This window comes from Paenibacillus phoenicis (genome assembly GCF_034718895.1).
Lineage (GTDB): Bacteria > Bacillota > Bacilli > Paenibacillales > Paenibacillaceae > Fontibacillus > Fontibacillus phoenicis.
Genome location: NZ_JAYERP010000005.1, coordinates 1 through 991, shown reverse-complemented (window position 1 = coordinate 991; position 991 = coordinate 1). Strand labels below are relative to the sequence as shown.

At 44.2% G+C, this 991-nt stretch carries 1 protein-coding gene; it reads left to right on the top strand.

Translation table 11 applies throughout. From position 1 onward, the window contains the following. The first annotated feature begins 15 nt into the window (after positions 1–15). Complete coding sequence (locus U9M73_RS22100; protein WP_016313416.1) at positions 16–939, top strand: tyrosine-type recombinase/integrase; 924 nt, start codon at positions 16–18, stop codon at positions 937–939. Positions 940–991: the final 52 nt, after the last annotated feature.

Genomic DNA, 991 nt, shown 5'->3' with positions numbered 1-991 from the left:
ACAGGAGGGACAAACATGAAACACGGAATTTTGGAGTTGTCTGAGAAAGGGCAAGAGAAGTTGACGGACGAAGTCATTGTCAGCATGTTTTTGGCGAACTACCACCATTCAAAACATACGTTGCGAAATTATAAATACGCGATTAAGCGATTTCAAAGCTTCATCAATCCAAAGAGGCTGAATGACATTACCTGGAGGGATATCGAGCTATATAAACTGAGCTTGCTCGAAGGGGATGGGAATCACCCATGCAAATATGCAGCGGCAACGATTTCCGTTTTGCTGACTCCTCTTCGTTCCCTATATAAGTGGGGGAATAGCCCGAATATTCAATGCTTTACCCACGATCCGTCAGCATGTATCAAGAAGCCTAAAGTGTCAAATAACAGCAGCCGTCATTTTTTAACGAAACATGAGGTTGTAAAGATATTGCAGCAATTAAACACGATGGGGCTTCGCAATTATGCTATCGGTCTGACCTTGGTCATGCTCGGTTTGAGGGTTTCCGAATTGGTTTCTATCGAATGGGACGATTTTCATACCGATCCCATGGGAACTTCGATTTGGTTGACCGTGCGTAATGGCAAAGGGCGGAAAGAAAGGGAGGTCAAAGTGCCGGATATGCTCTGGAAGCTGCTTTGTACATACCGTATGGAAAATAGAAGAAGCGGCAAAGTATTCCCGCTTACCCCCCGTCAGATTGAACGAATCATCGAAATCGCCCGTAAAAAAGCCAATTTTTCCAAAAAAGTTACGCCTCACTGGTTACGGCACACCAATGCAACTTTGGCTTTGCTCAACGGGGCGTCCCTTCAACAGGTGCAGCAGACGCTGGGGCATTCCCACATCAATACGACCCAGCGTTATATACATACTGTGGAACAAATCAAAAAAGCAGCTCCGGATTTTGTCGAAGACTGTCTAAAAGAAGCGTTTTAATCCTTGAATATCCCCGATCTTCTATGCTATATTGAACAAAAAATGAACAAAA